This is a genomic window from Aquiflexum balticum DSM 16537, from assembly GCF_900176595.1.
GTDB lineage: Bacteria > Bacteroidota > Bacteroidia > Cytophagales > Cyclobacteriaceae > Aquiflexum > Aquiflexum balticum.
Map to the genome: position 1 here is coordinate 1,414,576 of NZ_LT838813.1, position 26,279 is coordinate 1,440,854.

Genomic DNA, 26,279 nt, shown 5'->3' on the forward strand with positions numbered 1-26,279 from the left:
CTTTATTTGGAGAACAATTCCCTCATCCACTTTGATTAATTTAAGGATATAGCTTATCTTGATTTATCGTCCTTATTCAAGTTAAAAGACTTTCTTTACCAGATTCAATAACTCTTCATCCTTCACCATGAAAAAACCCCTAACCACCCTCCTCCTCCTCTTCCTCTTTTTCCAATTATCCGCCCAATCCATTTCCGACTACCTCTCGGTTCCTTTCCCGACTTCGCTGACAGCTGCTCCGGATGGCAATGCCATTGCATGGGTTTTCAATGACCAAGGGGAGCGGAATGTTTTTTATGCCCAAGCACCGGGATATGAAGCCAAAAAACTCACGGTTTTCAAAGGAGATATCGGAGTGGATATAGGGGATTTGACATTTTCACCGGATGGGAAGATTTTGGTCTTTGTAAGGGGGAATTCCAAGAACCCCGTAGGTGAACCCGCCAACCCGGCCCAATTGCAGGAAAGCACGGACAGGGAAATCCATTGGGTTGATTTGACCAAAGGAGAGGTAAAATCCTTCTCTACAGGCTACGCGCCTCTTTTTCATCCGGCTGGGAAAAAGTTGACTTTCATCAAATCAGGGAAGGTTTATTTGAAAGACTTAATAGGAACGGACAAAGAAGACAAACCCTTATTTTCAGCAAGAGGATCTTTGGGTCAGTTGACCTGGAGCCCTGATGGAAGACTATTGGCTTTTACCAGCAGCCGGGTAGACCATGCATTTGTGGGTTTGTTTGACCTGGAAAAAGGAACCATCTACTATCCCGAACCCAGCATGGACCATGATGGGTATCCTGCTTGGAGTCCGGATGGTAAAAAACTGGCCTACCTCCGGGTTCCGAATATCAACAACAAACTGCCTTTTACCTCCCTTAAGGAAGCCAATCCTTGGAGCATCCGTGTCTTGAATATCGCAAGTATGAAAGGTGAAGAAGTCTTCCAAGCCGATCGGGGTAAAGGGAGTGTGATGGTCCGCGACCTTCCTGCTACCAGTTCAAGGCTTTGGTGGACTCCCTCAGGTTCCATCGTATTTCCTTGGGAGAAAAACAATTGGATGCATCTGTATGCCGTCAATCCTTCCACCAAAGAAGTCCAACACCTTACCCCGGGAGATGGACAGGTGGAATGGGTAGAAAGCAGTTGGGTTCCCGGTGAACTCTTGATCACTTCCAATATCGGGAATATAGATCGGAGAAATATTTGGCGATTGGACCTGAATAGTTTTGATCTGGAATTTCTGGGTAAAAAAGAGGAAATCCAATGGTCTCCGGTACGGTTGGAAAATGGCTTGGCCTTTATTTCATCTACCCACAATCGACCCGCTTGGCCGATGATTGTTCAATACGGACAAGAGAAGTTATTGGCTGAAAATCTTTTCCCGGAGCAATTTCCTGATAACCTCGCCATGCCTAAGGCTTTGGTTTTTAAAGCTGCAGACGGTTTCGAAACCTACGGGCAGCTCTTTCTGCCTAAAGATTATGATGCCAACAAGAAATATCCGGCTGTGATTTTCTTGCATGGAGGCAGCAGAAGGCAAATGCTGTTGGGATTTAATTATGGGCTGTATTACAGTCATGCTTATGCGATGCAACAGTTTTTTGCCGCCAATGGCTATATCGCACTTACCTTGAATTACCGTAGCGGGATTGGCTATGGATTGGATTTCAGGGAAGAGGAGAATTATGGTGCCGGTGGGGCAAGTGAGGTACAGGATGTTATGGCCGCGGCGGACTACCTGGCTTCAAGATCCGATGTGGATGCTTCGAAAATTGTTCCTTGGGGCGGAAGTTATGGTGGATTTTTGACAGCCCACGCGCTGTCACAGGCACCCGGAAAATTTTTGGCAGGAGTGGATATCCATGGGGTACACAATTGGAACAATGATATACCAGTATTTGCCCCTTGGTACAAGCCGGAGAAATTTCCAGAAATGGCCGAATTGGCCTTCAAGTCCTCTCCCATGTACCATGTCAAAAACTGGAAAGAACCGGTTTTGTTGATCCATGGTGATGATGACCGAAATGTATTGTTTTCGGAGAGTGTGGAACTATTGGAGGTACTCAGAAAGCAGGGTGTACATGTCGAGCAGCTGGTCTTCCCGGATGAGGTGCATTCGTTTTTACTGCACAAAAATTGGGTTGGGGCGTATGAAGCGGCGTTTAGGTTTATCCAGAAAAAAATACATGGAGAGCAGAAGTTCTAAGGGCTTCATGAATTGGTCTTGCAAGACAATTTCAAAAGATTAAAAAAAAATGTGCATATTTAAAAAACTGGTTATTTGACTATTTTAAGGTCTAGATGAGAAAAACACATAAATGCTTTATCCTCATCGCATAATTACTCAATTTAAAATAAAATTTATCCCCGATTGATTACACTGATACAAACAACCAATAACACCATAAATTCAAATGAAAAGCTACTTTTTTTTCTTTCTTTTTCTTTTAATAACCAAAGCCGCTGCTCAAAGCATTTCAACTGAGGAAATTGTTACTTTAAGTAAAAAGTACCAGGAAAAGGCATTGTATTTTAGGGAAATGCCCCACTTTAACCGAGACAGTACTGTTTATTATTTTGACATGGCTGTTGACTTACTTCAAAACAATAAGCCGCTTCAATATGAACAATTGGCCCATTTGTTTCGAGATATTACCGACAGGTCCAATCGGTCCCATAACTTTAATGTGGTGGATTCCCTGGCACCTATAGGTTGGGAATATTATGAAAAAATCCCTAAGGGCCAAAAAGATAAAGTATTGGGTTATGATTTGTTGATCAATTGGGCTTTGATCAAAATAATAAGAGGCGAACCAAAACCGGGGCTTGAGCTTTTTGTACAAGCATTGGATCTGATTCAAGCTGATACCCGAACAGAGGTACAACTAAAAATTTTGAAAGACAAGGGCAGGTTTTATTATCAATATGGTTTGCCTGAAGAAAAAGAAATAGGAATTCAATATTTAAAAGAGAGCATGATTGGCTATCAAGAATCAGATTATCCGGAAAAAAATGAAGCCCTTGTCATTGCTTACAAACTTCTCTCTTATTATTATGAAAATTCAAACCCTGATTCGACTGAATTTTATTTAAACCAATTAGATGAGTTGTTACCTCAAATCACCAATCCCTTTCACCATACCTGGCATTCTTACTCAATGGGAAACTACCTTGTTTTAAGAAAAAAGTACGAAGAGGCTGAATCCTACCTATTTAAAACCATACAACTATTAGAAAAGTATCACTTGACTACCATTGATGTTTATCAATTTGCACATTCGCTATTGGGGGATATTGCTGAGGTAGAAGGCCGAATTGATGAAGCAATTGCCTATTATGAAAAAGCCAAGAATTCCTCAATTGAGATCAATACCAAAGCAAATACGGCAAGCTTTATCGAAAAATTATCCAAATTGTATGCGCTCAAAGGTGATTACAAGAAGGCCCTTGAATATCATGTTGAATGGGCAGATACCAACGAAAGTATCGAATTGGAAAGAAACGAAAGAAGCCTGCGAGAGAGTGAATTGGAGATGAATGTGCTCAAACAAGATAAAGAGCTTATTGCAAAACGGCAACAGCAGACTATTTATATTGTTGCCCTACTACTTGGCACTGTTATGCTCGGACTTCTATATCGCAATTATAGACTGGAACAAAGGAGCAACCAGAAATTGGAGGCACTGAATGAAGAATTAGACCAAAAAAATGTGCTGCTCGATAAACGCAATGCGGAAAATGAATTGCTGTTAAAAGAAATCCACCATCGTGTAAAAAACAACCTTGAGATAGTCAGCAGTTTGTTGGCATTACAATCATCACAGATAGATGACCCCAACACCAAAGATGCGATGCAGGAAGGGCAGAACAGGGTGCAATCCATTGGCATCGTACATCAAAAACTCTATCAGGGCACCAACCTGGGGGCCGTTGAAATGAAAGATTATTTTATCAACCTGGGTGAAAGTCTGATCGGATCTTTTGGTGCGGAAAAGCGGGTCACCCTTGAATGTGCCATGGATAACCTTGATTTGGATATTGACACCGCTGTTCCACTTGGACTAATTGTTAATGAATTGCTGACTAATACACTTAAGTATGCCTTTCCCGAAGGACAACCAGGCAAAGTTGAAATCACCCTTCAAAAGAATGGGGATGGCGTTCTTCAGTTACAGGTAAGTGACAATGGCGTAGGCAAAAGTAGGCAGATCAAAGGCACCGGCTTTGGCGGTCAGTTGATTTCGCTGCTTACCCAGCAATTAAACGGCACCATGCAGGAAGAAGTGAAGAATGGTACACGGATATATTTTGATTTTAAACCTGAAGAAGCTGCATGATAATTTAACCTGTTTGCTTGACCAAGAGAAACAAAAAGAATTACAGGAGTTAATTTTCTTCTCACAAACCGACAGCTCCTTTGAAATAACCTACCCTTCGAATATTTGATCCTAAATAGCAGAAGCACAATCCCTTTTCGAAAAGAAAATCCGTTCATTGGGGAAGAAATTTGCGCATTTCGTCCTATGTGGGCGATTTGCCGGCATTGATTTTCATATCTTACTTTAGTTAGCGGAACGAAGACTTTTATAAAATCCCTGCTAATCAGAACCCACAATAATTCTAACAAGGTAAAATCATGAGAAATATATTTTTAATCCTCTTTCTTATCCTTTCTTTAAATGCCTTTGGGCAAGCATCTATCCAATACGACATTGTTCTGGAAGGCGGTCGTGTCATCGATTCGGAAACAAAACTTGATGCGATCCGAAATGTAGGCATCCAAGGTGGCCGCATAATGATGATCAGTTCCGATCCCTTGGCAGGGAAGGAAACCCTCAATGTCAGTGGAATGGTAGTTTCTCCCGGTTTTATTGACCTGCATGTGCACGGCGTAAGCAATGTGGAACAGGAATACCAATTGCATGATGGGGTCACAACTGCCTTAGAACTCGAATGGGGAATAGAACATACCGGTGCCTGGTATGCATCACGAAAGGACAAAGCATTGATCCATTATGGAGCGAGTGTCAACTGGCCTTATGAGCGCTTGAGGGCCACGGGAAGGTATCAGGAAGGTGTGGAGGAGCTTTTGAATATGGTCCGTGCTAATGAGCGAGAGATTGCATCCTTTATTCACGTTGCTGCCCCTTCCTTTACAGAGGATCTTACACAAGAAGAAATGAGGCAAACCCTCGTCAATATCAAATTTTCTTTGGAGGAAGGAGCTATAGGAATAGGGGTGCCTATTGGGTACTTGCCCGGCACAAAGCCGGCTGAGATGTATAGCGTCTTTGAAATGGCAGGTCAATTGGATGCCCTGATTTTTACACACAACCGCCAACCTAATATTTTGGCCACTCAGGAAGTAATAGCCAATGCCGTCCTGACAGGAGCGCCTTTACATATAGTTCACATCAACAGCATGTCGCTGGGGCAAATTGATTTTGCCTTGAACATGGTCAGTGCAGCTGCCCAAAATGGCTTTGACATCACCACGGAATTATATCCTTATACCGCCGCGTCTACAGGTCTGATGATGGCCATGTTTGATGAAGGTTGGCAGGAAAGATTGGGCATTGATTATGGGGATTTACAGTTGGTGGCTACAGGGGAAAGATTGACTGAAGAAACTTTTGCAAGAAATAGAAGAACCAATCAAGTGGTCATCATGCATATGATGCAACCTGAATGGATTGCAAGTGGAATTGCAGCGCCAGGCGTGATCATCGGATCAGATGGCATGCAATTTAGTAAACTCGCCCATCCCCGTACTGCCGGAACTTTTTCGAGGGTATTGGGAAAATATGTCAGAGAAGATCAGGTGCTTGACTTAAATACTGCCATTGAAAAAATGACTTTGCTTCCGGCAAGGCGATTGGAGGGAATTGCGCCGATGATGCGGTTCAAAGGAAGAATACAAGTAGGTGCCGATGCGGACATCACCGTTTTTGATCCCAATACCATCATTGACAAAGCGACCTTTGAAGGAGGGTTGGAGTTTTCAGGAGGAATAGAATATGTATTGGTGAACGGAACCTTTGTTTTGAAAAATGGAGAGACTGTTCCCAATGTTTTCCCAGGACAAGGGGTCTATGGGAAGTTTAAGAAATAAGATCAAAATAAAGGGAATAATACAGTAGGGAACATTCCTGTTTTTTACTAACGAAAATAAAATAATCATTTCATTTTAAGTCTAATCTTTATGAAACAAGTTGTAAAAAATCGGATCCATGCTGTTGATGCCTTGAGAGGCTTCGCGCTTGCAGGTATTGTAATTGCCCATGTACTGGAGCAGTTCTTAGCTGGTTTTCCAACTGATGAAATGCGGGCTGTTATGTTTTCGGGACCTGTCGACTACATAGTAGATACGGTCTCTTTTTGGATAATCAGGGGAAAGTTTTTTGCCCTGTTTTCGTTACTGTTTGGCCTTAGTTTTTTCATACAGATGGATAATGCTGAAAAAAGCGGTGTGCATTACAAAACCCGGTACCTGTGGCGTTTGTTGGTATTATTAGTAATCGGTGTGGCACATAATTCTTTCTATTCCGGGGACATCTTGGTGATTTATGTGCTTTTTGGATTTTTGCTTATCCCTTTTCACAGTGTCAGCAATAAGGTTGTACTTGCTTTAGCTGTCATTCTATTTCTAGGCGGAGGCAGGTTTTTGTCCTACGGCATATTTGGAAATGAATCCATCATAGCCCTGAATATTGAAAATTTTGATGAAAAGTATATGGCGGCGATCACAGGTGGAAGTTTATTCGAAGTATGGCGGATGAATTTTATTTCAATGATTGGCAAATTCAATTTTCAAATGGGTGTATTGGGTCGGGGCTATCTGACATTTGCTTTTTTCCTGTTGGGTATGTGGATTGGCAGAACCCGACTTCTTGAAAATCTTCAATCCAACACCACAGTTCTTAAAAAAATAATCCTGTGGTCATTTGTGGGTACACTTGCTATGATTCCTCTTTTTTGGTACTTGTTTTCCCAAATGGAAAGCATATTTGATTTCACTTCATGGTGGTCCATGTTTGCCTTATCTGCTTACGATAATTTCAATTTTTTCTTTACCATATTCTTGGCTGCCGGGTTTGTTTACCTTTTTGAATTGCCAAAAATGCAAAAAACACTCTCCTGGTTAGCTCCTTATGGACGTATGGCACTGACAAATTATGTATTTCAATCTCTGATCGGCACATTTTTATTCTTTAATTGGGGCCTTGGGTACATGGGTCAATTGAGGAATATTGAACTTCTATTGATTGCCTTTCTGATCATTGGCGCACAAATGATCATAAGCTTTTACTGGATGAAAAAATTTAAATATGGCCCCATTGAATGGCTATGGCGATCACTTACCTATTTAAAGGTACAGCCATTTATAATTTCACAACCAATTCCGGTAGTTATCAAAGAAAAATTAGATTAATAAAGAGAGTAGAACAGCAAAATGATGTTCAACCTTATTACCAATACCTCTTATGAAGAGATTATATATTTATTTACTCTTAATTGTACTTACAACGCCATTTGCTTTTAGTCAGACAGGAAATGAGCGTATATTCTATTCTTCCTACAGACCTCAAGGTTGGGATATTTGGATAGCTGACAGCCAAACAGGGAAAATTGATCAGCTAACTGACCATGATGCTTTAGAATATAACCCGGTAATTTCCCCAGATGGAAAATGGATAGTCTTTACCTCCGAGCGATTGGGAAATCCAAAAATATTCATCAAATCCCTGGAGGAAAAGAGTGAAACCCGCCTATTGATCAATCATGATTCTTCACTGCAAGATCAGGCAGTAATTTCTCCTGACGGAAATTGGATTGTATTCACTTCTACCCATGAAGGTCAGTCAGATATTTACAGGCTACCTTTCCAACCCTTAGACACTTTAAATGTCGACCTTGCTCTTAATCTTACGCGTCACAAAGGAGGCGATTTCAGGCCTTCATTTTCACCTGATGGATCGCAGATCATTTTTTCTAGTGACCGGAACCACCCCATTAAAGTTCACCCGGTTTTTGTCTTTGCTATGAGGCGAACAGGGGATATCTTTAGTATGACAATCGATGGGGAGAATTTAAAAAGATTAACAAAGAATGAGCATTGGGACGGAAGTCCCTGCTATTCAAATGATGGGAAGAAGATATTTTTCTACAGTGGTCCCAGAGATTCAAATAGAATATATTCGATGGATACTGAGGGCGGAAATCAGGCAGCAATTTCTCCTGAAGGAATAAATGCCATTTCACCTTCCATATTAAACGATTCAACCTTAGTTTTCACATCATTCCAAAATAGGGAGTTTAGGCTAATGAGTTTGAATCTAAAGACCAATCAAGTAGATTCCCTTTTCAATTCCACCTCAAATTTTTTCGGGGCTCAAGCCAATAAAAATGGATTAATTACTTTTTATGGAGGGCAAGTCCCTTCGGAAATGGCTTCTAATTTAGGAGGATTTGAAGGTGATTTGTTGGTGAAAGGATCTCCCTATTCCATAGATCTGAACACAAATACAGTCGATCTATACGCAGTTCGTAGGGCATTTGCCGCCCCTCCAAATCCCACTGATCATACGCTTATTTTTGATAACACCGATGTAAGAGGGCTGGAAGATGCGATGACTTATTGGGCCTATAGCCTGCTAGCCATAATACTTATCTATGTTATATTCGTTGGAATAGGCAATCGAAACCTTAAATCTGCCAATGAAAAACCTGGGGCGTTCCTTTTTTTCAATATCATGGCTGTTGCAATTCTTGCATTATTGGCTTTCGTCCTTTACTATTTCTTTATTGATCAACGTGCTCCAATCAATACTGTACGGGCTTATCTTGGGGCATTAGCCTTATTTTTAGCCATATGCATTGGTTTCGCTCATAAAAACAGAACAAAGATTTTGTTCGGACAATTAAGAAATATTTTTCTCTTTAATCTTGCGAGTGCACTTTTTCTAATCATTATTCTTCCTCGGTTGATCCAAATTCCCATTCATTTTTATGAGGTTAATTATAAGACAAATGAAGTAAGCTCAATTTATTCTTTTACCAAGCCATCTAATTATAATCCTTTAAATGGGATGGTTATTGATACAAAATTTAATCCGTCTGGAAGCGACCTGATTTATTCTGTGGGCAATTTCAGGGGTGGACCATCCAATCAAGGAGATGTTTTTTCACTTAACCTAAGTTCGTTGGAAACAACAAGACTTACCTTGTCAGATTTCAATGATGGGTTTGGAGATATCACATCTGATAAATCAAAGATTGTTTTTAGAAGTGGAAGATCAGGCTTTTTCGATATTTACTTACAAGAAGGTAAAACCATTCAAAACTTCACCTCAGATGAGCACAGAGACAATTTTCCGATCATATCTCCTCAAGGGGATAAGATTGTTTTCTGCTCGGACCGCTCAGGTACTGACATAGAAGGCAAAGTGAAAACAATGGATTTATTCCTTTCTTTCCTCCATGAAGATGGAACCTGGAGCAAACCAAAGAGAATGACTGATGATGTTGGTCAGGATGCCCATCCTCACTTTTCTCCTGATGGTGAATGGATCATTTATTCCTCCGAAGAAGGTGGCATAAATGATGAAGAACCATTGGTTCAATCTGTGATTTTTGGGCCTCAGATTTACGGTGAAATTTTTGCCATTCACATCGATTCGGATAAAAAAATCAGACTAACCCATAATAAATGGGAAGATGGAGCACCACTTTGGACCAAAGGAATAGAAAAAGATTAATGCAAAACGATTTAATGAAGCTGGTATTTAATCCATTATTTAAAAACCTATGAAGCATTTAGTCATAAAGGAGAAAAGTCTTCCTTTTTTTACTTGGACTGGAAATGTATAGGAAGTTTAAAAAGAAAAACAGAATTGAGGTTGCCAAAAATAAGATAGATATATAAAAAATTAATTTTCGCCTTCATTGGACTTTTCCTTTGTTCAGCAGTTATTGGCCAAACATTGGACGATAAATATGGAAAGGATGTAAAATCAATTGAGGCCATTATTGATGCCTATTACGAGGTGATTTCAGGCTCAAGTAAAGACCCCTGGCAATTTGAAAGGGATAAGTTCCTGCATTCAGCGAATGCGGTGATCATCACTGGATGATGAGGGAAATGATTCATTTAATTCCTTGGAGGCGGAGTATATTCGCATGGGGCTTCATCCAAGAGAAGATTTATATGAAATCGAGCTCAAAAGAGAAGTTCGTCAATTTGGAAATATTGCCCAGGTATGGAGCGCTTTTGAGGTCAGGACGGACCCGGAAATACCTACTTCAATTCGAGGCCTAAATAGTATCCAGCTTCATAATGAAAATGGCAGGTGGTTTATCGATAGTTGGACCCTTCAGATGGAAACCACCGTCAACTTATTGGTGGAGGAGTTTTTAAATAATCAATAACATTTTTGATTGATTTTTAGCTGCTAAAGGGCTGCGGGTATTCCCCAATAATCATAAAATAGTTTTCCCAATTTGGCAGAAAACTCAAATCCTTCATTGGTAGCATTCAGCGGTTTGGAATCATCTACATTGGTACATTTCAGGCCGATCACATACTCGCTACGCGGGGTAATGAAATAGGCCACATCTCCGCGGTATCCGGGGGTGAAACCTGCTTTGCCGTACAGTTCTATTCCAGCATATATCTGTATATATTTTTGGTTATCGGCTATTGATTTAGCCTCCTCCGTAAACGGACTCCATGGTAAGAATCTCGCCAATCCATTATCTTCATAATGCTTGGACATGATTTTTTTACAAATCTCTACGGCTTCCTTAGGATATCCAAATTTTTCAGGTGCCGCTAAGACTTCGGCTGCAGTGGCCAAAGATTTAGCCGATGTTTTTATCCAATCTCCTTTTGATACTTCTCCATCCACCTTGGTATCATCTATGCCAATTTTATTCAAAAACGATGTTATGGCTTTTGGACCGCCGACCTCTCTTAAGAGGATGTTGGTGGCGGTATTGTCTGAAATGGACATCATTAGATAAGCCAGAAAAGACAAAGACACTTCATTGCCCGGTATTTCGAACCTTAGGATACCGGAACCTAGTGTTTTATCTTCTTCCGTTAATTTTATTGGAGTGGTAGGATTTAATGAGCCATTAGAAACTTTCTCTGCGTAATCCAACAAAATAAAAAATTTGGCTTCACTTGCGGCCAAATGCGTACTTTCACCATCTATATTGATAATTTCTCCTGTGGTTAGATTTTTAGCATAAAGATGTGCCTCTCCCTTGAAGTCTTTAATCAGTGCCGCCAATTCATTTTCTAGATTCAATTCCTGTATTTCTTCTGCCTTATTTATCCTTGAATTGCATGAAGAAAAAAGGGCTATAGATATAATTATCTTGAAGAGGTTGATGTTAAAAACAATTGAGTAATTCATAATGGAGGGTTTTAAAAATTTTTGTGAATAGGAGTCAGATGGTTTACGAATTTAGAATTTTCAACATGGCTTTATCATGTTCTTTAAATGCATTACTTGCTTTCAAATGTTTTTCCATGGCATCCATATCTTCGCCATATACCGTTCCACTAAATTCCCATGCCCTTTCCATCATTCGGATAAATGCAGAAGGGTCATTCTGACGGGTAAGCCGTCTTAATGCCCCAACATAATCAAATTTGGGTTAGGCAAATATTTTCCATTAAAACGAAAATAATTACGAAAAAGGAAATTATTTTCCAGTAAGACCATAATAATGGAAAATATTTTCCATTATAAATTACATAGTTCCCTGATTGAATTTTGGAAAAAACAAAAAATCCTAGCCGCTACATGCTTAAACCTGACCGCTACCAGCCGCTACCTGTCTTTTAAAATTGATTAAAATCATGGTTCCATTGCTGACATCCTGCATCAAATTTCCATCAATCTGACGGGTAAGCAGATCAACCAACTGGGTACCAAAACCGGTGCCTCTAATTTTTGCATCCAAAGCCTTACCCACTCCATTATCTCTGATTTTCAGCTGAAAATTGTCCTCGCTCAGACTTTCCAGACTTAACTCAATTTTTCCTTTTTCACCTTTGGGAAAAGCATACTTCAATGCATTGGTGAGCAGTTCATTGACAATCAATCCTAAAGGCACAGCCGTATCCACATCCATTTCAAGTTCCTTCATTTCAATATTGACTTTAATCCTATCGGTTTCATTGTAGGAGTCCAGGATATTGATGCAGAGGTTTTCGAAATAATTCTTCATTTCAATAAAGGCCAAATGCTCGCTTTGATACAATTTTTGGTGCAAAATTCCCATGGAGTGGACCCTGTTCTGGCTGGCCAACATGACCTCCTGCATGGTAGGGTCATCCATTTTTGCAGACTGCAGGGCCAGTAAGCCTGACACTACTTCCAGGTTGTTTTTTACCCGGTGATGAATTTCCTTCAGCAATAAGACATTTTGATTGTTTTTTAATGAAAGCTCATGTTGGGTTTTGGTAAGGTCTCTGATTGTTTCATTTAATTGTTGGGTCCGAACTTCCACCTCCTGCTCCATCGCAAGGAAAAGCCTGCCATATTGATTGGTGATATAAATGTAAATACCCAAAGGATAACTGATATACAACAAAATCAGGTCAACATAATATAGAAAAGTGCTCAGGGTAATGAGTTCAGCATTGACCATCCTGTTGACCAATAAGAAAACAGAAGTACCTATGGCTCCAAATGTCACATAAAGCGCCCCTCTATTTTTTTCCTTGATAGCTATGCGCATGATGATGACCATCAATACAATGACGGCAAGTATGATGGTCGCATCAAAAAGAATGAAATTGAAAACAGGAATAAAATAATTAGCAGTCCTAAACAGTGCCAGCCAAACCAAGTGCCTGGTCCAATAAAATTTTTGTATTCTAAATAGAGAACTCAGAGAATAGGGTAAAAGGCCATAACCCAAACCAAAAGCAGTGGAATTTAAAATACTACTGAAAATGGGATTGGTAAAACCGTTGAGTTCAAAAAAGAGGAGTATATGGGCACAAATGGCCGCGCATAAAAAGAAAAAAGTGATGAGCGTAATCACCAGGTAAGGCTCCTCCTTACGGAATTTGAAATATAAAAGCACATGCAAGACCAAGAGAATAAACAGTACTGCGACTATTACCGACAAGGTGGCAAAGCTGTTGGGATATCGAAAATCTGAAAATTTTGCCCGGACAGCTGAGGAAAAACCTATATCAAAACCCAGATTTTCTGCAAAGTACCTGAATATGTTAAAATTGTTTTTTGCCTGATGGTTTGAAAACCTGACTGCTAAGGTGTGGACATCCTTTGGGGTAATTTTCAAGGGCCTGTCCGGTGCATAATTGGGGGTATGGGTTTTTTCGAGTTTGCTGTCAGTTGAAAAATTTCCATAAGTTTCCACAAGCTCCCCATCAAGATATATTTCTGCTGCCCCCCAAGAGTTGAAATACAGTCGTTCAATGGACTCAACGGTATTTGGATCGGCTGTAAAGGTAATCCGCCACCAACCAAAGCCCGACCACAGGCTATCCGGCATTTGGTAAGCTTTTAGTCCTATAGGATTGATTTTATACCAATCAGAGTCATCAAAATCAGGATTAGCCCATTCCGGATTGTCGCCGGGCTGATATTTCCAATTTTCTTTGAATTTTAATTCCAGCAGGCCTTCCCTAAACAGGCTGCCATCTACATGCGGTTTTTGTGCATAGGAATCTAAAGTACTGAAATAGAATAAAATAAAGGCAGTGCCAATAAAGTATAGATATTTCAATACTTTATGTTTTAGATGAATTTTGGGTCGATACAGCATTACCCAAACATAAATTTATTTTTTGAAATTTCAGGTAAAAATGACCTTTTGACGGTTAATTTTATATGAATTGGATTGGTGGTTTTTTTCAGAATCCCAATCTCATTGAAGATCTATTTGTGTTCATCCAAAAAATGGAATTCCATTCTCTTTCAAATCTCTATCCGGAAAGAAATACCCTTCATTGGGGAAGAATTTTACCCATTTCGTCCTAAGCCAGAGCAATGAAAACTATGAATTAACTAAATTATCGGAGTATGTAGGTTATCGACTATTTAAACAATTAAAAATAGAGAATCATGAAACTTTCAAAAACACCCATTCTGATTATGTTTTTACTCGTGATGAGTTGTACCAATAATCAAATCAAGGACATCTCAATAGCTGATAGCAGCAGTTATTTCGATTATTCCAACAGCGAAGATCAAATTACAGGAGGAATCAAAATGATTCCTATCGAAACACCTAAAGGCACTTTCCATGTCTGGACCAAACGCATGGGCAACAATCCCAAAATGCGACTTTTATTGCTTCACGGGGGACCGGGCGCTACGCACGAGATTTTCGAAAACTTCGATGGTTACCTTCCCCATGCACAAATAGAGTACATTTATTACGATCAACTCGAAAGTTACTACAGCGATCAACCCAACGATTCTTCGTTATGGACTATCGAGCACTTTGTTGAAGAAGTGGAACAAGTGCGCAAAGCCCTGAATCTTACCAATGATAATTTTTATCTGCTCGGTCAATCTTGGGGCGGCATTCTGGCCATGGAATATGCGCTGAAATACCAGGATAATTTAAAAGGTTTAATTATTTCTAACATGATGGCGAGCGTCCCTGAATATAACAAATACGCTGAGGAGGTTTTAGGCCCACAATTACCCGAAGAAGTTTTAAAAGAAATCAAAGAGTTTGAGGCCAAAGGAGATTTCGGTAATCCCCGGTATGCCGAATTGGTTCAACAACACTACTACACCCGGCACGTCCTGAGAAAACCTTTAGAGGAATGGCCTGAATTCATTAACAGGACTTTTAAGCATCTCAATCCAAATATCTACATCTACATGCAAGGATACAGCGAATTTGGAATTACCGGAAATGCAAGTTTGAAAGGTTGGGATGTATCTGCAAGACTTGGAGAATTAAAAGTCCCCACTTTAATGTTGGGAGGAAAATATGATACCATGGATCCCAAATATATGGAGTGGATGAGCACCCAAGTGCAAAAAGGCCGTAGCGTTACCACAAATGGGAGTCACATATCGCATTACGATGATGCCGATGGCTATTTTTCCGGATTGATAAAATTTATAAAAGATGTCGATGAGGGGAATTTTAATTGAAATGAAACAAATAGCATTCTTATCTTCCTTTATCTTCATTATATATGCCTGTGGCAACAAAGAGACCCAACTTTCTGACGAAACATTTTACATGCCTGCCGAATGGGAACCGCATGATGCGATCTGGCTTGGCTGGGAAAAGGACTCCACCTATAGATTTTATCCTTCCATTGGCAAAATCATCACAACGCTTCAGCCTCATGTAACAGTAAAAATCGCTTTCGACTCTGACAGTTTGAAGCAAACAGCGATTGCAAAGCTCATTGAACTGGGTGTGGATACCACAGGAATCAAAATGTATGTTATGCCGGGTGAGCGATACTGGATCAGAGATCACGGGGCAGCTTTTCTTGTTAATGAAAAAGGTGAATTGGGCGTAGCTGATTTTAGCTGGGACAGTTATGGTTTACCGGGATTTTTAGATCTCAAATATGAAGGCAATAAGGACAGTATCAATTCCGCATGGAAAAGGGACTTAGAGAAAAGATTGAAAACAGGCAGTGTGGACAGCTTGATGGCTTTCGCTGAGGGTGCCAAAATCATCAAAACCGAGGTCATCCACGAAGGTGGAGCCATTGAAGTCAATGGCAAAGGGACCTTGATTTTGTGTGAAGCAACGGTATTCCAAAGAAACCCTACCCTTACCAAAGAAAGGATTGAATCGGAATTCAAACGCGTATTGGGCGTGAGCAATATCATCTGGATGAAGGAAGGATTAGCGGATGATCCGCATTATTTTTATCGACGAATTTCGGGTGATTATGTAGGTGGTGGCACAGGCGGGCATACTGACGAATTTGTACGCTTTGTTAATCCAACTACCATTTTACTGGCATGGGTTGATGAAGCAGAAAAAGATCTGGACCCCATCAGCAAAATGAATTATGAGCGTATGAAAGAGAATTACCAAATCCTCAAAAATGCCAAAGACCAGGATGGGAAACCTTTTACCATCATCAAAGTGCCCTTGCCTGATTTAATTACCCAAGAAGTGGTGATAAGAGAAGAATTGAAAAAGAATGGATTCACCTTAGACCTTTCAGCCGAAATATTTATCCCTTCCGAAGCAGTGCATGTAGGGGATACTTTACTTAGGGTTCCTGCAGCAAGTTATTTTAATTATTTGGTGACCAATGGCTTGGTACTTTTGCCAAGTTATACCGCCATGGGTTCTTCCAAAGAAAAAGAAGACGCTGTGCGGGAGATTTTCGAGCAGCAATTTCCGGGACGAAAGATTGTATTCTTTGATGTCATGATGCAAAACTGGCGTGGTGGAGGAATCCACTGCAGTACCCAACAGCAACCGGAAAGAATATCCAACTGAAATGACAATAATTAAAACGGGGAAACCAATGACCGAACCAATTTGGCATCAAAAACAAATTAATTAATCATGAATGATAAAGTCGCATTGATAACAGGTGCCAGCAGTGGCATTGGCAGAGCAACAGCACATGCTTTTGCAAGAAAAGGTGCAAACGTAGTAGTAGCTGCCAGAAGAGCAGCAGAACTCGATGAATTGGTAAAGGAAATTGAAGCAAATGGTGGAAAAGCAAGTGCAATTGTTACCGATGTTTCAAAAGCTACTGAGGTGGAGCGCATGGTGGCGCATGCCATCAACGTATTTGGGCGAGTTGACTTTGCTGTGAACAATGCAGGCATAGAAGGAAATTTTGGCAGTGTTACCGACCTTTTGGAAGCCGATTGGGATCAAGTGATGGACATCAACCTCAAAGGTGTATTCCTCTGCATGAAGTATGAAGCCAGAGCCATGCTTCCTGCTGCCAATGGTGGGGCCATAGTGAATATTGGTTCTGTCAATTCTTTTCTGGGTTTTCCAACCGGATCCGCTTATGTCACCTCTAAGCATGGCCTGATTGGACTCACTTCAAGTGTTTCGGCTGAATTGGGGCCAAAGGGAATTCGGGTAAATCTATTATGCCCGGGAGTGGTGGATACACCCATGCACCGACGATTGCGGGGAATAGCAGGTGATGATTTGTATGACAAGGGCTTGCTCCCAACGGTTCACTTGCAAAGAGCTGCACAACCTGAGGAAATCGCCAAATCCATTGTATTCCTTTGTTCTGATGACTCAAGTTATATCACAGGATCAACCCTTCTCGCGGATGGTGGACTGACGCTCACTTTATAATAATTTCAATCATTTAATCAATTTTAAAGCAACATCAATCATGAAAAAAGTAGGCATCATCGGGGGTTCCGGCTTTATTGGAAGCTACAACACCCAAAAGTTTTTGAATGAAGGATACAAGGTAAAAGTATCTACCACAGACCTTTCCAAAAAGGAAAAGTATGAACATTTGCTTGGTCTCAAAAATGCTGAGAACCTCGAAATCGCTCAATTGGATGTGGAAAACAAACAGGAGCTTATTGATTTTTTGAAAGACTGCGACATTGTAATTCACGGAGGAACCCCCTTTCAATTGGATGTGAAAGACCTTCAGAAAGAATTGTTTGACCCGACCATCAAGGGTACCGAAAACTTTCTTGAGGCAGTCTTGAAGACTCCGGGAATTGAAAAAGTTGTGTTCATTGCATCCGTGGCGGCTTACAACACCAACTTTCCATTTTTACCTTCTGGAAAAAAGGAAGGTGACCAAATCAATGAAGATGATGCGCCATTTATGAGCGAAGAGGGCATTCCTTATGCCCAGGCAAAGTTTATCGCTAATCAGGCCGTCAATAAATTCATCGCAGACCACCCTGATCTAAGTTTTGAAATTACTTCTGTTTCACCGACGGGTGTAATGGGGAAATCTCTGTCAAACCGACAGGATTCCACTTCAACGGGTATACAATTTCTGTTTAAAAATAAAATTGCCCCCAACCCTTTTATACAAATGATCTATGATATGGATGTATTATGGGCATTGGTAGATGTAGAAGATGTTGCCGAAGCGATTTTCAAAGCGGCTACTACCAAAAACATCCATGGAAAAAACTATCTCTTGTCTGGTGAAAGTTACAGGGTTTCAGATGTTACATTGATGCTCAACAATCAACCTCCAATAGGCAAGCCTGAAATTGTTTACAGTTCTGCTTTGGCAACAAAGGACTTGGGAATAGCATTTAAGCCTGTCAGCATTCCTTTGAATAACTATTCCTCCTAAAAAAGTGAAAAATAACAATCCGTCTACCCGCCGAGATTTTATTAAATCAGCCGCAGTTATTTCTTCAGGCACATTTGGCCTGTCTATGATTCCAAACCCGATCTATGCCTCAGAAATCCCGACCGAAAATCGGATTAATGTGATGGGTCCCAGAGAAGGTTTTTCACTTCATATCGGAACCTTGCTATCCATGATGACCTGGATGCGGGATGTGATTTTGATGCCTGTCAGAGGGATGAGCGTGGAACAACTGGATTTTTTGCTTGATGAAAACTCCAACTCCATAGGCGCCATGTTGCTCCATTTGGCTGCCACGGAGCGGTTTTATCAGATCCATACTTTCGAGGGAAAGGAATGGGGAGATTTTAGTAAGGAAGATTTAGATCGCTTTGAGGTAGCAATGAACCTTGGTGACGAAGCCCGAAAAACCATCAAGGGCAATACGTTCAACTACTACCTTGAAATCATGACGGAAGTAAGGGAAAACACCATCAGGGAATTTAAGAAAAGAGACGACAGTTGGCTGATGGCGGTAGATGAAGAATGGCCTTGGGGACCTACCAATAACTATTGCAAGTGGTTTCATGTCTGTGAACATGAGTCCAACCATAACGGTCAATTCAAGTACATCAAAACCAGGCTACCGGGAGGTAAATTCAGTAGGGGGTAAGGGGGGATTGAAAAAAAAGACATGTTTACTACAAAAAAATCTAGATCCTAATATATCCTCAATGAAAATAAAAACTACAACCCTCGCCATCATTGCATTAATCAATGTACTTTCTTTTCAGCTTTTGGCACAAAAAAGCAATTACAACGAATTGATTGTCCAAAAAGCCAACCTGATAGAGCAAAAAGTAATTGCTTGGCGACAGGACATTCATCAAAACCCGGAATTAGGAAATCGGGAGTTTCGTACTGCCGAACTCGTTGCCAAACATTTACGATCGCTTGGTATGGAAGTAAAAACCAAGATTGCTTTTACAGGGGTAGTGGGTATTTTAAAAGGTGATAAACCTGGGCCTGTTATAGCCTTAAGAGCAGATATGGATGCTTTGCCTATAGAGGAAATAAATGATTTGCCTTTTGCCTCTAAAGTAAAAACGATATATAACGGCCAAGAAACAGGTGTGATGCATGCTTGTGGGCATGATGGGCATGTGGCCATTTTAATGGGTGTTGCTGAAATATTGGCTGGAATGAAAAAAGATTTGAAAGGCACCGTAATATTTATTTTTCAACCAGCAGAAGAAGGCGCACCTAAAGGTGAAGAAGGTGGGGCAGAATTAATGGTGAAAGAAGGCGTATTGGAAAATCATAAAGTGGATGTGATTTTCGGATTGCATTTGCTCTCTCAATTGGAAGTAGGTAAAATTTCTTATCGCCCTGCCGGAGCAATGGCTGGCGTTGCAGACTTTAAGATTACTGTAAATGGAAAGGGCAGTCATGGGTCACAACCATGGTTTTCAGTTGATCCGGTTTTGGTTGCTTCTCAAATCGTAGTCAATCTCCAACAAATTGTCAGCAGAAATGTGAACCTTACGGAAAATGCCGCGGCGGTAACGGTTGGCGCTATTAATGGTGGTAACCGTGCTAATGTTATTCCTACAAAAGTGGAGCTGATTGGTGATGTAAGGTCTTTCAGCAACGAGGATGCAACTTTGATTTACAGCCGTATCAAACAAATTGCAGAAAAAACAGCGGAAGCAGCAGGAGCAACAGCAGTGGTTGAGTTGCCTTACCAAACTCGTTACCCTGTAACATTTAATAATGTGGAGCTGACAAAGTCCATGCTTCCTTCCCTCCAAAAATCTGCAGGAATTGAAAACACATTACTGGTGCCCGCTATGACCGGTGCAGAAGATTTTTCATTCTTTGCTCAGGAAGTGCCCGGTTTGTTCTTTTTTGTAGGGGGAATGCCAAAAGGGCAAGACCCTATGACAGCAGCACCACATCATTCTCCTGAATTTATAATCGACGACAATTCATTTAAATTAGGTGTCATTGCTTTTTGTAATCTGGTATTTGACTATGCGGAGAAGAATAAAAATTGGACTTTAGAAAGTCATTGATTGATAAGGGAAAAAGCATGATCCAATTCTATTGGATATCGATGAGAATAATGCATTAACTATAAATTAAGAACTAAATAATTGCTCTTGGATTTTTCATTGCCGGGAGGACCAGAAAATAAGAAAATGGAAAATTTAGACCCTTATCTAAAGGCTGAAATTCAAAGACGCAAGTTTCTTGAGTGGATCGGATTATCCAGTTTGGCTTTGACTTTACCGGCGATATCGCTTCCGGGATGCACCACAAGTCCGGATAAAGCCGAGGAAATTCCGGACTTTAAAAATGTCTTTGACTTGGAGGAGATGTCCGGAAAAGTAATGGGAAAAGATGCCATTGATTACCTGAACGGAGGAGCTGACGACTCAAAAACCGTAAAAGCAAACGTTGAGGCCTATCAAAGAATTCAAATCAGAGCACGCCGATTAATTGATGTCAGTACGATCTCCACAAAGGTTGAACTGTTTGGAAAAACCCTGGATAATCCGATCATTTTAAGTCCTGTTGGATTTCAGAAATTTTTTCATCCAGAGGGTGAAATTGCCTCAGCCAAAGCATCAGTAAAGAAAAAACATCAGATGATTGTTTCTTCTGTTTCAAACTATTCCGTCAATGAAATCGCAACGCAATCCCAAGCCGATCTTTGGTTTCAACTTTATCCCACAACAAACAGGGAGGTCACCAAAAAACTTCTTGAACGGGCAGAAAAGGCAGGATGTAAGGTATGTGTTTTGACAGTGGATACTCCTGTGATCGGAAACAGGGAAAGAGGCGGGACCACCCTTACCAAACTGATAAATTCCAAAGAACTCAAAATGGGAAATTATGAGGGGATATTACCTGAAGGAACAGGGATCGATGACCCGGGATTGACTTGGGAAATCATAGCATGGCTAAGGGCAAACTGTAACATGAAAATTGTGCTGAAAGGAATTGTTACCAGAGAGGACGCTGCGCTCGCCCTTGAGTATGGTGCCGACGGAATTATTGTCTCCAATCATGGCGGGAGGCAACTGGAAAGCCTTCGGTCCACGATAGACTGTCTTCCGGAAATCGTGGAAGAGATTGATGGCAAGATACCGGTTTTGATAGACGGAGGTATAAGAAGGGGAACAGATATTTTTAAAGCTTTGGCTCTTGGAGCAACAGCGGTTTGTATAGGAAGACCATTTTGCTGGGGGCTCGGGGCCTTGGGTCAAGAGGGAGTTGAAATAGCCTTGGACATTCTCAAGGGGGAGTTGGTCCGTGACATGCAACTTGCCGGCGCGGCTTCAATTGAAAAAATTACGAGGGATTTTGTAATTAGAATCTAAATGCAAATTGAACAGGTCAATTTAAGTTGGTAATAACTTATTAAGTCAATAAAATAAAAAAGTTTAAATTGGTAGATAAACACAATTGAGATGAAAGTAAAACCAATGCTTATCCTGATCAGCTGCCTTCTTTTGGCTTGTGGGACTGATAAGGGAGATGAGATTCAATCCCAACTACCAAACATCGTTTTCATCTTTACGGATGACCTGGGCTATGGAGATTTGGGATGTTTTGGTGCTACAGACATTGCCACTCCAAACATTGACCGAATCGCAGCAGAAGGTATAAAATTCACCTCATTTATGTCCGCCTCTCCGGTTTGCAGTCCATCCCGTGCCGGACTTCTGACAGGCCGGATGCCGCAACGCATGGGCATCAATTCGGTTTTTTTCCCGGAGAGTTTATCCGGAATGGATCCTGAGGAAATCACCATAGCCGAAATCCTGAAAGAAAAAGGCTACCGTACGGGTATAGTGGGAAAATGGCATTTGGGCCACCTTGAAAAATTCCTTCCCCTCAATCAGGGATTTGATGAATACTTTGGGATTCCTTATTCCAATGACATGACTTCGGTGGTGTATATGAGGGGAAATGATGTGGAGGAATACAAAGTCGATCAGCGATATACTACCCGGACCTATACGGAAGAATCCTTGAAGTTCATTGATTCTGTAGAAGACCAACCATTTTACCTGTATCTGGCCCATAATATGCCACATGTTCCCATTTATGCCTCTCCTGAGTTTGAAGGAACCTCAAATCGGGGATTATATGGAGATGTCATCCAAGAAATAGACTGGAGTGTTGGGGAAATCCTGAAAAAGTTGGAAGAAAAGGGAATTCTTGAAAATACGCTCATTGTATTTTCTTCAGACAATGGCCCTTGGCTGGTAATGGAAGACCATGGAGGTTCGGCCGGACCATTGAGAGAAGGAAAGCAATTTACTTTCGAAGGAGGAGTTCGCGTCCCTACCGTGGCCATGTGGAAAGGGAAAATTGATCCCGGGCAGGTTTTTGAACAGTTGGCCACACAGATGGATTGGTTTCCTACTTTTTGCAACATAGTTAGTGCGGAGGTCCCTCAAGACCGGGAAATTGACGGTAAAGACCTCAGTGCAGTACTTTTTGAAAACGGCAGCAGGGAAGGGGATACTTTCCTGTATTATATGCTTTCCAGTCAGGAAGGATATCGGGAGGGAGATTGGAAGATCAAACGCCCTTATGCGGGATATGCAGGTTCGAGAGGCATGAAAAAAGTAGATGCGCATGATACGCTTTTATTCAACCTAAAAACCGATCCCGGAGAAACTACCAATCTTATAAAGGAAAACCCTGAAAAAACAGCCCAAATGATGCGGGCAATGGAATTGGCTGTGAAACAACTGGGGCCTTTACCGGAAAGTAAGGTGGTGAGGACACCTCCCGACAACAGTCACTTCCAATACCTTGATAGCAAACAAAAAGATCCAAAGAACTGATCAAAAAAAATTCTTAACCCCACATTAATTTCCGATAAAAATGAAATTTCAGAATTCCGGATATTACTATTTAGCCTTTTTGGTTTTGGCATTCATAGGGTTTTGGCCTTCCTACTTCTCAAAGTTTTTTGATGGTACAGCGGACTTTAGCCAATACTTTCAATTTCATGTGGGGACAGCACTACTCTGGGTGGCGATGTTGGTGATTCAACCACTTTTGATTCAAAGAAGAAAGTATGAGCTTCACAGGACCATAGGGAAATTTTCTTACTTCTTGGTTCCGATTCTATTTATTTCTGTTTTGCTATTAGCCAATTACCGAATCAGCCCCGAATTGGAATTTGTAGGACCGGAATTCTGGATTCCATTCAAGGATTTGTTGATATTTAGCTTTGGCTTTGGAGTTGCAATTTGGTTTAGGAATTCAATGCCCATTCATGCCAGAGGGATGATTGTAGCAGGTTTTGCATTGTCTGAGCCTGTGATGGTACGTGTCATGTACAATGTCCTTGGTCTTAAGGGAACCTATCCCTATATCCTTGCGATATCGGTGGTTTATGTAATTCTTTTGGTACTGATTTTTTTAGAACGAAAAGAAAATCAGGGAAGGTGGGTGTTTCCGGTTGCCTTTAGTATTTTCCTCTTAGTCCATATTATTGTAATTTCAGGTTTTAACCCTGATTTTTGGGAGAGGTTTTCACGTTGGTTTATTTCTCTTCCATTGACTTGAGATCAGATTTAAGGAAGGTATTCCAATGTTGATTCAACCTTTTTCTCAACTATCGAAAACTCCTCTTCAAATTTTCCTTCGAAAAGAAATTCCCCTCATTGGGGAAGAAAAACATACATTTCGTCCTTAGTTAAAGCTTTGTCATCATTGATTTTCCTATCTTACCATAGATAGGTTTGCCCATTTTTTATCCCTAACCTTCAACTTATGAGAAAGACAACCCAATTCCGTCATATATTCCAATATGTAACACTTTTATTTCTTTTCATATCCATCATTTCATGTCAGTCAGAACAAAAGGATGGCAATAATGGCAGTAAAGCTTTAATGGGACGAGGCTATGGGATAAATAATATAACGCTAATTGTAGAGGACCTCGATAGTGCCAGAAAATATTATAACGAAGTATTGGGATTCGATATTCCCGTTTCGGAAATGACCAATAAGGGGATCTTTGAGGGGACAGTGACGATTACAATTCCCTTTCCTGACATGTCTACTCTGGATTTACTTTCGTTGGAGGATTCCGTACTTGTTTCGAGCAAAGATTCATTGGTTTTGGACTTTTTCAGTAGGTTCAAAGGCGTTGGATTTTATTCTTTATCAAGCTCATCAGTGGACAGCACCTACAGCTGGTTAACTTCTCGTGGGTTTGAGTTGGATTCTCTAAGAACTTATAATATAGCCAACCCGGTTCCTCAATCCTCTCATTGGGTTGATGATCAGAGTCAGATTTTCAAAGTCGGTTTTGTAACAAAAAAATTGCCGAATCCTCTTCCGGAATTTGTTGAGTTTTCAGATTTCCCTTATGAGCGAATGCATGAATGGAAGAGTTTTTATAACATGACACGGGAATTTTTGCGACATCCAAATGGTGTCCTAGGAATAGCGGCAATAAAAGTTGTGGTTGAGGACCTTGAAGCTGCACGTAAGGAATTTAAAAAATTGGGACTTCTGGAATTGGAAGAAATTCCATCTGAAAATCTGATCCGTTTTAAAATTAAAAGGAATCAAGAGCTACATATAATCAGTCCCAAAACATCTGATGATGCCCTTGCCGGATTCCTGAAACAGCGTGGTTCCGGGGTCTTTGCTATCGTTTTTGAGGTGCAGGATCTCAAAGCTACACACGATTTGCTTTCAGAAAAATTACCCAAAGAGGCGCTCTTGGAGGATTTATTACAAAACAGTGTGACGGTATTGAAAGAATATGCTTTCGGCGTTCAACTTGAATTTGTGGAAGAACCTGAAGAGCAAGCGATGCTAGCGGAACAGTTAAAGCTGAATTTTGGGTCAAAACTTGATAGTACTGCCATGTTGTACGCTGAAGGAATGTACCTGAAATATTGTGCATTATGTCATGGAGAAAACAGAGAAGGTTATGCGGCTGATTTTGCTCCCTCTCTCCGATCTCACTCTTTGATGGCTACGGCTCAATCTTCCAATTTTCTCAGATATACCATCCAATATGGACGGGCCAACACGGCCATGGCCGGCTATTACAAGGAACAAGGCGGACCCTTGGAATATATCGATGTAGAATTGATACTGAAATGGTTGAACGAATCCAGTGGAGTTGAAAAGCCAATTGAATTATCCCGTGATCCCATCAAAGGTGATGTACAACTTGGATCAAGGATATATGCAGAAAAATGTGCGGCTTGCCATGGATCTAATGGAGAAGGCATTAGTGCACCGGCTTTGGGAAACCCCATGTTATTGGCTACGGCAACTGACCATTTTCTGCGTTACGCCATTGCTGAAGGAAGAGACGGCACCCCAATGCTTGCATTCAAGGATAGCCTCAGTGGCGATGAAATAGATGCTGTAACTGCATTTCTCAGAAGTCGGGCATCAGGTTGGGATGTACCCGAACCAACAGCTGTAAGTTTACCTACACCTGAAGAATATATTATTAACCCTGAGGGTGGGCAACCTGATTTTGAACTGCGTGAGGGGCTTTACCTATCTGCAGCGCAATTGAATAAGGCCATGGAAGATGGTATGCGATTGGTATTGCTTGATGCCAGGTCAGAAGTGGCTTGGAGACAGACCCATATTCCTGGAGCAATTCCAGTTCCTTACTATAACGAGCCGGAAACCTTTGTAAAAGATATACCGAATGACGGTACCTGGATCATTGCTTATTGCGCCTGTCCTCATGCTGCTTCAGGACAGGTGATCAGCAAGTTGAAAAAATATGGATTCAAAAATACAGCTATTCTTGACGAAGGGATCTTGGTTTGGGCACAATTAGGTTACCCCGTTCAAATAGGAAATTAGAGGCATATCCTGCATAGGCAGAAGTATAGAACCAAAGACGATTACAAGATCATCAATATTTTATGAGAGAGTAATGAGTCAATTGATATTCAATAGGATACTTTAAACA

General features: G+C 40.9%; 20 protein-coding genes. 17 read left to right on the forward strand and 3 right to left on the reverse strand.

The genetic code is table 11. From position 1 onward, the window contains the following. Window positions 1-127 precede the first annotated feature (127 nt). The 7 genes from B9A52_RS06285 to B9A52_RS25945 all read left to right on the forward strand — a co-directional run bounded on the left by B9A52_RS06285 (window position 128) and on the right by B9A52_RS25945 (window position 10,428). Complete coding sequence (locus B9A52_RS06285) at window positions 128-2,206, forward strand: S9 family peptidase (protein ID WP_084119493.1); 2,079 nt, start codon at window positions 128-130, stop codon at window positions 2,204-2,206. Between the two features lie 208 nt (window positions 2,207-2,414). Beyond that, a complete protein-coding gene (locus B9A52_RS06290) occupies window positions 2,415-4,337 on the forward strand; it encodes a histidine kinase dimerization/phosphoacceptor domain -containing protein (RefSeq protein ID WP_084119494.1) in 1,923 nt (640 codons plus the stop codon). A 299-nt stretch (window positions 4,338-4,636) separates the two neighbouring features. Further along, window positions 4,637-6,112: an amidohydrolase family protein gene (locus tag B9A52_RS06295; protein WP_084119495.1), complete on the forward strand. Its 1,476-nt coding sequence runs from the start codon at window positions 4,637-4,639 to the stop codon at window positions 6,110-6,112. A 90-nt stretch (window positions 6,113-6,202) separates the two neighbouring features. Then, the gene (locus B9A52_RS06300; RefSeq protein ID WP_084119496.1) at window positions 6,203-7,432 is read left to right on the forward strand and encodes a DUF418 domain-containing protein; all 1,230 of its coding nucleotides are present in this window, start codon (window positions 6,203-6,205) and stop codon (window positions 7,430-7,432) included. Between the two features lie 52 nt (window positions 7,433-7,484). Continuing rightward, a complete protein-coding gene (locus B9A52_RS06305) occupies window positions 7,485-9,758 on the forward strand; it encodes a PD40 domain-containing protein (protein WP_084119497.1) in 2,274 nt (757 codons plus the stop codon). Between the two features lie 225 nt (window positions 9,759-9,983). Further along, the gene (locus B9A52_RS25940; RefSeq protein ID WP_197687273.1) at window positions 9,984-10,133 is read left to right on the forward strand and encodes a hypothetical protein; all 150 of its coding nucleotides are present in this window, start codon (window positions 9,984-9,986) and stop codon (window positions 10,131-10,133) included. Between the two features lie 46 nt (window positions 10,134-10,179). Continuing rightward, complete coding sequence (locus B9A52_RS25945) at window positions 10,180-10,428, forward strand: hypothetical protein (protein WP_197687274.1); 249 nt, start codon at window positions 10,180-10,182, stop codon at window positions 10,426-10,428. A gap of 23 nt (window positions 10,429-10,451) precedes the next feature. Here the strand turns inward: B9A52_RS25945 and B9A52_RS06315 are convergent, their stop codons facing one another. The 3 genes from B9A52_RS06315 to B9A52_RS06320 all read right to left on the reverse strand — a co-directional run bounded on the left by B9A52_RS06315 (window position 10,452) and on the right by B9A52_RS06320 (window position 13,773). Continuing rightward, window positions 10,452-11,420 (reverse strand): serine hydrolase, encoded by a 969-nt coding sequence (locus B9A52_RS06315; RefSeq protein WP_084119498.1) that lies wholly within the window; start codon window positions 11,418-11,420, stop codon window positions 10,452-10,454. 43 nt (window positions 11,421-11,463) lie between these two features. After that, window positions 11,464-11,595, reverse strand: coding sequence for a hypothetical protein (locus B9A52_RS26325; protein ID WP_262483146.1), 132 nt, complete (start codon window positions 11,593-11,595; stop codon window positions 11,464-11,466). 222 nt (window positions 11,596-11,817) lie between these two features. Further along, window positions 11,818-13,773: a histidine kinase dimerization/phosphoacceptor domain -containing protein gene (locus B9A52_RS06320; RefSeq protein WP_197687275.1), complete on the reverse strand. Its 1,956-nt coding sequence runs from the start codon at window positions 13,771-13,773 to the stop codon at window positions 11,818-11,820. 338 nt (window positions 13,774-14,111) lie between these two features. On the opposite strand from B9A52_RS06320, the gene B9A52_RS06325 reads away from it, so the two are divergent. From B9A52_RS06325 to B9A52_RS06370, 10 genes are all read left to right on the forward strand, one after another. Continuing rightward, window positions 14,112-15,161: a proline iminopeptidase-family hydrolase gene (locus B9A52_RS06325; RefSeq protein WP_084119500.1), complete on the forward strand. Its 1,050-nt coding sequence runs from the start codon at window positions 14,112-14,114 to the stop codon at window positions 15,159-15,161. Window position 15,162: 1 nt separating this feature from the next. Then, a complete protein-coding gene (locus B9A52_RS06330; protein WP_197687276.1) occupies window positions 15,163-16,485 on the forward strand; it encodes an agmatine deiminase family protein in 1,323 nt (440 codons plus the stop codon). A gap of 69 nt (window positions 16,486-16,554) precedes the next feature. After that, window positions 16,555-17,316: an SDR family NAD(P)-dependent oxidoreductase gene (locus tag B9A52_RS06335; RefSeq protein WP_084119501.1), complete on the forward strand. Its 762-nt coding sequence runs from the start codon at window positions 16,555-16,557 to the stop codon at window positions 17,314-17,316. A gap of 40 nt (window positions 17,317-17,356) precedes the next feature. After that, a complete protein-coding gene (locus B9A52_RS06340) occupies window positions 17,357-18,295 on the forward strand; it encodes an NAD-dependent epimerase/dehydratase family protein (protein WP_084119502.1) in 939 nt (312 codons plus the stop codon). Window positions 18,296-18,299: 4 nt separating this feature from the next. Continuing rightward, window positions 18,300-18,965, forward strand: coding sequence for a DinB family protein (locus B9A52_RS06345; protein WP_084119503.1), 666 nt, complete (start codon window positions 18,300-18,302; stop codon window positions 18,963-18,965). Between the two features lie 7 nt (window positions 18,966-18,972). Continuing rightward, window positions 18,973-20,367 (forward strand): amidohydrolase, encoded by a 1,395-nt coding sequence (locus B9A52_RS06350; RefSeq protein ID WP_231955509.1) that lies wholly within the window; start codon window positions 18,973-18,975, stop codon window positions 20,365-20,367. A 126-nt stretch (window positions 20,368-20,493) separates the two neighbouring features. Beyond that, a complete protein-coding gene (locus B9A52_RS06355) occupies window positions 20,494-21,678 on the forward strand; it encodes an alpha-hydroxy acid oxidase (RefSeq protein ID WP_157370082.1) in 1,185 nt (394 codons plus the stop codon). A gap of 90 nt (window positions 21,679-21,768) precedes the next feature. Then, window positions 21,769-23,157, forward strand: a complete 1,389-nt coding sequence (locus B9A52_RS06360; RefSeq protein ID WP_084119506.1) for a sulfatase family protein — start codon at window positions 21,769-21,771, stop codon at window positions 23,155-23,157. 40 nt (window positions 23,158-23,197) lie between these two features. Next, on the forward strand, window positions 23,198-23,887 hold the full coding sequence (locus B9A52_RS06365) for a hypothetical protein (protein WP_084119507.1): 690 nt from the start codon (window positions 23,198-23,200) through the stop codon (window positions 23,885-23,887). Between the two features lie 207 nt (window positions 23,888-24,094). Beyond that, on the forward strand, window positions 24,095-26,170 hold the full coding sequence (locus tag B9A52_RS06370; RefSeq protein WP_084119508.1) for a c-type cytochrome: 2,076 nt from the start codon (window positions 24,095-24,097) through the stop codon (window positions 26,168-26,170). The last annotated feature ends 109 nt before the right edge of the window (window positions 26,171-26,279 follow it).

What these genes read in the sequence shown, in the direction of transcription:
- B9A52_RS06285 (WP_084119493.1), top strand. Translation starts at nt 128, where the DNA reads ATGAAAAAACCCCTAACCACCCTCCTCCTCCTCTTCCTCTTTTTCCAA.
- B9A52_RS06290 (WP_084119494.1), top strand. Translation starts at nt 2,415, where the DNA reads ATGAAAAGCTACTTTTTTTTCTTTCTTTTTCTTTTAATAACCAAAGCC.
- B9A52_RS06295 (WP_084119495.1), top strand. Translation starts at nt 4,637, where the DNA reads ATGAGAAATATATTTTTAATCCTCTTTCTTATCCTTTCTTTAAATGCC.
- B9A52_RS06300 (WP_084119496.1), top strand. Translation starts at nt 6,203, where the DNA reads ATGAAACAAGTTGTAAAAAATCGGATCCATGCTGTTGATGCCTTGAGA.
- B9A52_RS06305 (WP_084119497.1), top strand. Translation starts at nt 7,485, where the DNA reads ATGAAGAGATTATATATTTATTTACTCTTAATTGTACTTACAACGCCA.
- B9A52_RS25945 (WP_197687274.1), top strand. Translation starts at nt 10,180, where the DNA reads ATGGGGCTTCATCCAAGAGAAGATTTATATGAAATCGAGCTCAAAAGA.
- B9A52_RS06315 (WP_084119498.1), bottom strand. Translation starts at nt 11,420, where the DNA reads ATGAATTACTCAATTGTTTTTAACATCAACCTCTTCAAGATAATTATA.
- B9A52_RS26325 (WP_262483146.1), bottom strand. Translation starts at nt 11,595, where the DNA reads ATGATGGAAAGGGCATGGGAATTTAGTGGAACGGTATATGGCGAAGAT.
- B9A52_RS06325 (WP_084119500.1), top strand. Translation starts at nt 14,112, where the DNA reads ATGAAACTTTCAAAAACACCCATTCTGATTATGTTTTTACTCGTGATG.
- B9A52_RS06330 (WP_197687276.1), top strand. Translation starts at nt 15,163, where the DNA reads ATGAAACAAATAGCATTCTTATCTTCCTTTATCTTCATTATATATGCC.
- B9A52_RS06335 (WP_084119501.1), top strand. Translation starts at nt 16,555, where the DNA reads ATGAATGATAAAGTCGCATTGATAACAGGTGCCAGCAGTGGCATTGGC.
- B9A52_RS06340 (WP_084119502.1), top strand. Translation starts at nt 17,357, where the DNA reads ATGAAAAAAGTAGGCATCATCGGGGGTTCCGGCTTTATTGGAAGCTAC.
- B9A52_RS06355 (WP_157370082.1), top strand. Translation starts at nt 20,494, where the DNA reads ATGGAAAATTTAGACCCTTATCTAAAGGCTGAAATTCAAAGACGCAAG.
- B9A52_RS06360 (WP_084119506.1), top strand. Translation starts at nt 21,769, where the DNA reads ATGAAAGTAAAACCAATGCTTATCCTGATCAGCTGCCTTCTTTTGGCT.
- B9A52_RS06365 (WP_084119507.1), top strand. Translation starts at nt 23,198, where the DNA reads ATGAAATTTCAGAATTCCGGATATTACTATTTAGCCTTTTTGGTTTTG.
- B9A52_RS06370 (WP_084119508.1), top strand. Translation starts at nt 24,095, where the DNA reads ATGAGAAAGACAACCCAATTCCGTCATATATTCCAATATGTAACACTT.